The following is a 5,523-nucleotide window of genomic DNA, read 5'->3' as shown; positions in this document are numbered from 1 at the left end:
ATTCATGTTCGCCATGAGAATTCCCCTTCTTCAGATCCCGGCCGGCCCCCACGGCCGGTCCGACTACCCCTGACAGTAACGAACCCGGCACAACCCGTCGATGGGTATTTGTCCCCATCGACGGAGGCCTGACCTGGGCAGATGTGAGCCAGAGTAGACGACGACGGGGCGGTCCCGGGGCTGAGCCCGGGACCGCCCCGTCGTACGAACCGCGCTGGTGTCAGCCGCCGATGCCGCTGGCCAGCTGCTGGTCCACGTCCTGCAGCGTCTGAGCAGCCTGCTCCAGGAACGAAGCCATGCCCTCGAGGCCCTCGATGGCCTGCTTGGCACCCGTGGTGAACTCCTCGTACGACTGCTGGAACGCGCCCGACGCGGAGTCGGTCTGGAAGCCAGAAGCAACCAGGTTGTTCACCTGGGTCGACAGGTTGGACAGCGTGTCCATGATCGTCGACTGCCCGTTGCGGAGCTGGCCCGCCTGACCACGAAGCTCCTCGTAGGTCACATTCATGTTCGCCATGAGAATTCCCCTTCTTCAGATCCCGGCCGGCCCCCACGGCCGATCCGACTAGACCCGACAGTAACGAACCCGCCAGGGAGCGTCGATGGGGAGCGCTACCCATGGGGCGCCACTGCCCGTGTCCGTCCGTTGTCCGGCCTTCGTCCAGGTCAGGCCGCGTCAAGCGGGGAAGAAGCGTCCCCGGAACGCCCGGACGCCGAGAACCAGGGAGACGAGCGTCAGCACGACGGCGACGCCGAGGCACACCACCCGCAGCGTCGGGTCGAACCCCGGCACGACGACCGGGACCAGGAACGACCACGCGGCGCCGACCGGCAGCATCGCCTTGAACATCGGCCCGTCGAGGCTCCAGCCTGCGATGTAGAAGCGCATTACCGCATCGGTGAACCGCGTGGACCGGACCGGCTGCAGCGAGAGCGCCAGGTCGCCGACCGTCGGCGGGCCGATCGACTCGCCCCTGGCCTGATACGTGGTGAACGACAGCTTCTCGCCGGCGTAGGACGGACGCAATGCTCGCAGCGTGTACGTGAGGCACAGGACGGCCGGCGGCCAGCACATGAACGGTAGGTGGAAGATCGCGCCCGGACCCATGATCAGCGCGAGGAGCGGCACCAGGAACACGACCATGGCGATGGCCTCGACGGGGTTCGCGAAACGCTGGCTCAGGTTGCCCACGACCGCCTCCGGATCGTCGAACGCCAGGTAGGCGAGCGTGCCCGCCGGGATCGCCAGCGCGATCAGCCAGATCACGGTCCACAGGAGGGTCATCCCCAGGTAGCCGAACGGCCGCAGCACCAGTGCGGCAGGTCCCGGCGTCCGATCCTTCCCCGTGGCCTGCTCCGTCGAACGGCTCGCGTCCCCCGCGACGACGTCAGACACGTACGTTCCCCTCTGCTCCCTGCGACAAGGCCCCTGCCCTGTTCCGCCCGGCAACCGTAGCGAGCGAGGCGCGCGCGGGCCACACCGGGACATAACGACTTTCACCCGGCCCCCACTGCTAATGTCGGGCGCGGTTCGAGAATCGTCCGACGACGGGGCGCGCAGGCGCTGAGGGAGAGAAGAATGGCACAGCTCGACTGGCTGCACGTGGGGGTGCGCTCCGACAAGCCGATCGTCACGGCACCGGGCGTCACCGACACCGGTGCGGTCACCCAGGTGGACGACGCCCTCGACGGGTTCTCCGGCAAGGTACCCGGCTGGTTCAAGGCCCTCGAGAAGATCGGGTACTGGTGGTACGCGATCTGCGTCATCGCCGGCCTGGCCTTCTCGCTCGCCCTGAGCCCTGCCGAGATGGCCTGGAAGATCGCCGCCGGCTTGACCATCGGCCTTGTCGCGGCGCCGGTCACCAGCGGGCTCCTGCGCCTCCTGGCGAAGGCGCAGGCTCGCGCCGGCGGTGAGTCGGGTACCGAACGCGCGCTGGCCGTCTTGGCCGACCGCGCCCGGCCGGTGTCCGGTGAGACCAAGTTCGAGGTAGAGGCGGTGCTCGCCAAGGACCCGAGCCTCGAGCACAGGGTTCACCAGCTGGCCTGGCGCGCGACCGAGGACCCCGCGGCGCGCAAGGAGCTGGAGTCGCTCTGGGAGATGGCGGACCCCGCGGCGGCCGCCGCCCGCGCTGCGAAGTTCGCCGAGCTCGACGCTAAGATCGCGTCGCTCAAGCAGAACCAGGGCAAGAAGTGACGTCTGCTGGCTGAGCGGCATGCGGGCGCCCAGTGCCGAAGCACCGGGCCGAGAAAGCAGTCGAGGAAGCACGGGAGCGGGGCGGTCCGATGTCGGACCGCCCCGCTCTCGTACATCTACCCCGGCAGGGAAGCGCCCAACGTCAGGCTGTTGCCGTCACCGCCGCCGGCCGCTCCGCTGCCGCGCCGGCGGTCTCGGTCGGCACGTCCTCGGGCTCGTCCGGGTCGGGGAACGTGATCGAATCCATGATCTCGTTGAAGAGCAGCCCGAACGGCTCTGCCTGCGGGATGTTCGGCACGTTTGCCCGGGCCAGCAACACCCTGGACCCGTCCGGGTACGGCACGAAGTACTCCAGGCGGAGCGTCAGGAGCTCCTCCTCACCCAGCGTCTGGGTCAGGACCTCCCACCTCCGGCCGAACGGGCCGTTGCGGGAGTCACCCATCTCGACGTCCCCGAACGTGGCGGTCAGTGCACCCTCGACGTCGCCCTCCGCCAGAGCCGAGCGCGACGCCTCCGTCCAGCTCTGGTCGAGGAAGAGGAGCGCGGCCGGGAACGGCACGCGCGGCAGGATCTCCAACGACATGAGATAGGTGTGCACCCCCACCTGGGCGGCGTCGCGGGCCGAGGCCAGGAGATCCTGGACGGTCTCCCGCCGGACCTTGGCGAGCCGGTCGGCCTTGCCCGTCTGCCGCTTCACGAAGCGCTTGACGAACGCGACGGTCTGTTCCGGGTCCTCGAGCGGGATCCGCGTCCACGACCCGGGAAGGACGATCCGCATTCCTCCGGGCGCCATGTTGAGCTGCTTCGTCATGCCGAAACCCCTGTCGTTACCTCGAGCTGCTCCAGCAGACCCACGACCGACGCCGCGAGGTCCTCGAAGATGCCGATACCGGCAGCGACTACCGTCACATCGACCATGTCCGGGCTTCCCTCAGGGAATACGCCGAGATGCACGCGCTCCTCGAGGTGTACGCCGGCAGGGTCGTCGTGGGCGGGTAGATGCCCGATCAGGAAGTGCGCACCGTGGACCACGCCGGCCGGGATGACCGCCTCGATCGTCTGGTTGCCCATCACCTGGGCAGTGTCCACGTTCTCCACGACGTACCCGAGCTGCTCGTCGTAGATCTCCCGGCTGACCTGCTTGCCCAGCACGATGGTCATCATCGCCTGGACTGACGGGACCTCGGTGCGCTCGACGAGGACCGCCGAGTGCGAACCACGCACGCCGGTCGCGTCGATCGACGCCTTCACCTCGAGCAGCTGACGCGCCAGGGCGGCAGCCGCCCCCTCGGGAACGGCCAACCCCTCGACGATGCGCGACGCCGTCGCCTCGGCCCACTCGGGTGGCACGTCGCCCGACGGGACGGCGTGCCAGGTCTCAGGCAGCCCGATGGAGAAACTGCTGATCGGTCCAGTCACGCGTGTGTCTCCGTTCTCAGAAGATTCCGTCGACGGTCTTGGACCAGCCGACGACCTTGCCCGGGAGCTGCGCGACGTTGTTGTACGCCCCCTCCATCACAGGACTGGTCGACCCGATGATGGAGTTCGCCTGCGCCCACCCGTCGCTGCCGTTGAAGGCGGCATCGATACCGATACCCGACTTGACCCCGGTCGCCGCCAAGTTCACCAGCTCCATGCCCGCCGTGGCGCCGACGAGGCCGGCCGCGTTGTATCGGAGCGCCGGGTTGTTCATGATGGCCGTGGTCCCGGCGAACGGGTTCTTCAGCGGGATCACGAACTCCTTGGCAGTCTTGCCGAGGCCCTCCATGATCCCCAGGCTGCCCGCCTTGCGCAGCTCGAACAGCTCCGCCGCGCTGTCCGACCGCGTGAACGGCGACTTGAGGAGCGTCTTCATGCTCAGCAGGTTGTCGGCGTTGGCCACCGTGTCGCTCGCCTCGCTGATCATTCGAGCGCCGTCGTCGGCGTTACCGGCGAGGCGCGTCGCCAGACGCGTCGTGGAGTTGGTCGTCGCAGCGGCGTTCGTGATGGCCCGCGCCTTCGCAACCTTGCCGAGGCTCGAGGCGAGCTTGCCACCGAAGAGCCCGATGAGGCCGATCCCGACACCGAGCAGCAGTCCGCCCCAGCCGATCTCGCCCTTCGCGAACTTCACGACCGATTCGAGGATCGTCAGGATCGAACCGATCGCTGCGAGCACCAGGAGCACCTGGCCGAGGATGGGCACCCAGGACAGGAAGATGGCGAGGATGCCTGCGATATCGCAGATGATCTTGAAGACCTTGTAGACCGACGACAGGACGTCACCGACCTTGTCCCAGAAGCCGTCCTCGAGGTCGTTCTTCGAGTCGCGCTCGAACTGCTCGTCGATAGAGCTGCGTGCAGTCCGTGCCGCCGTGTCCTTGGCGTCCTTCGCGTCCTGCCACTGGCCCTTCCAGTAGGCCAGGTCGGAAGTCAGCGTCTCGACCCGGCTGCTCGCCGAGCTCGCGGCACTGTTCGCCTCGGCCTTGTCGGCGGGCGTCGCATCGTCCGGAAGGTCTTCCACGCCGTTCTCCGCGTTGCTCTTGGCGAGCTGCGCGTCGTACAGGTCGTTCTGGATCTCGGCGATCCTGGTAGCGGCCGTGTCCGAGGAGGAGATCGAGCTCTCCAGCGTCGGCGCGTACCCCACCAGCGCGTCACCGGTCACCCGGTACCGGGCGGTCGCCTTCTTGATGTCGTCGCGCACGTCGCCCGCGAGCTCACGCGTCTTCGTCATGGACTGCGCGGTGGTGCCGTTGTCGTCGACGATGGCGTCCAGCGCCGTGATCGCGTTCTCGATGGAGTTGGCGATGTCCTGGTAGGACTTCCCCTTCGAGCGGACGAGGTCCGCGTTCCCGTCCAGCTTCTGGTACTGGGTGTCAGACACTGGTGACTCCCTTGTAGTCCGTGGCTTCCTCGGCCTTTTGCTCCAGGGCCTTGGCCAGGTCGTTGTCGACCTGGGTGAACGTGTCCACCACCTGCTGGATGATGCCCTGCAGCTTGGTGACGTTGCCGCCCATCTCGTCGCGCTTGACTCGCCACTTGTCGGCGAAGTCCTGCACCTTGTCGCGCAGCTCGTCGTCGCCCGTGGCGTCCGCCGCGTCCTCCGAGTTGTTGTCCGCGTCCTTGAACTCGTCGGCGATCGCCTTCAGGTCCGAAGCCAGGCCCCGAAGCTGGTCCATATTGATCTTGAGGTCGCTCACTGCATCTCGCCCCCGCCCGTCAGTCTTGATGCCGCCCGCAGGAGCGGCTCAGTTGATGTCTGCCCGAAAGATATTCGCCCGCCGCACAGCGTGCCATGGGCAGGACTCCCCATCTGAGCGGGGTGGCCGAGCGCGGTCCCGCCGCGCTCGGCC

General features: G+C 67.7%; 7 protein-coding genes. 1 reads left to right on the top strand and 6 read right to left on the bottom strand.

The features are described 5' to 3' along the window. Positions 1–220: 220 nt before the first annotated feature. Together IE250_RS10180 and IE250_RS10175 are read right to left on the bottom strand one after the other, a co-directional pair. Positions 221–517, bottom strand: a complete 297-nt coding sequence (locus IE250_RS10180) for a WXG100 family type VII secretion target (protein ID WP_189669214.1) — start codon at positions 515–517, stop codon at positions 221–223. Between the two features lie 159 nt (positions 518–676). Next, positions 677–1,396, bottom strand: coding sequence for a hypothetical protein (locus tag IE250_RS10175; RefSeq protein ID WP_189669213.1), 720 nt, complete (start codon positions 1,394–1,396; stop codon positions 677–679). Between the two features lie 183 nt (positions 1,397–1,579). On the opposite strand from IE250_RS10175, the gene IE250_RS10170 reads away from it, so the two are divergent. After that, positions 1,580–2,194: a hypothetical protein gene (locus IE250_RS10170; protein WP_189669212.1), complete on the top strand. Its 615-nt coding sequence runs from the start codon at positions 1,580–1,582 to the stop codon at positions 2,192–2,194. Positions 2,195–2,336: 142 nt separating this feature from the next. Here the strand turns inward: IE250_RS10170 and IE250_RS10165 are convergent, their stop codons facing one another. Genes IE250_RS10165 through IE250_RS10150 form a run of 4 tightly spaced genes read right to left on the bottom strand, consistent with a single transcriptional unit; the run spans position 2,337 to position 5,370 of the window. Then, entirely contained in the window at positions 2,337–3,005 is a 669-nt protein-coding gene (locus IE250_RS10165; protein ID WP_189669211.1) for a hypothetical protein, read from the bottom strand. Continuing rightward, a complete protein-coding gene (locus IE250_RS10160) occupies positions 3,002–3,613 on the bottom strand; it encodes a hypothetical protein (protein ID WP_189669210.1) in 612 nt (203 codons plus the stop codon). Before IE250_RS10160 ends, IE250_RS10165 begins: the two co-directional genes overlap by 4 nt. A gap of 16 nt (positions 3,614–3,629) precedes the next feature. Then, the gene (locus IE250_RS10155) at positions 3,630–5,054 is read right to left on the bottom strand and encodes a hypothetical protein (RefSeq protein ID WP_189669209.1); all 1,425 of its coding nucleotides are present in this window, start codon (positions 5,052–5,054) and stop codon (positions 3,630–3,632) included. Beyond that, complete coding sequence (locus IE250_RS10150) at positions 5,047–5,370, bottom strand: DUF6317 family protein (RefSeq protein ID WP_189669208.1); 324 nt, start codon at positions 5,368–5,370, stop codon at positions 5,047–5,049. Before IE250_RS10150 ends, IE250_RS10155 begins: the two co-directional genes overlap by 8 nt. Between the last annotated feature and the right edge of the window lie 153 nt (positions 5,371–5,523).

This window comes from Promicromonospora soli (assembly GCF_014653785.1).
GTDB lineage: Bacteria > Actinomycetota > Actinomycetes > Actinomycetales > Cellulomonadaceae > Promicromonospora > Promicromonospora soli.
Note: the sequence above shows the minus strand (reverse complement) of the source record. Positions and strands in the feature narration are given on the sequence as shown.

What these genes read in the sequence shown, in the direction of transcription:
- IE250_RS10180 (WP_189669214.1), bottom strand. Translation starts at nt 517, where the DNA reads ATGGCGAACATGAATGTGACCTACGAGGAGCTTCGTGGTCAGGCGGGC.
- IE250_RS10165 (WP_189669211.1), bottom strand. Translation starts at nt 3,005, where the DNA reads ATGACGAAGCAGCTCAACATGGCGCCCGGAGGAATGCGGATCGTCCTT.
- IE250_RS10170 (WP_189669212.1), top strand. Translation starts at nt 1,580, where the DNA reads ATGGCACAGCTCGACTGGCTGCACGTGGGGGTGCGCTCCGACAAGCCG.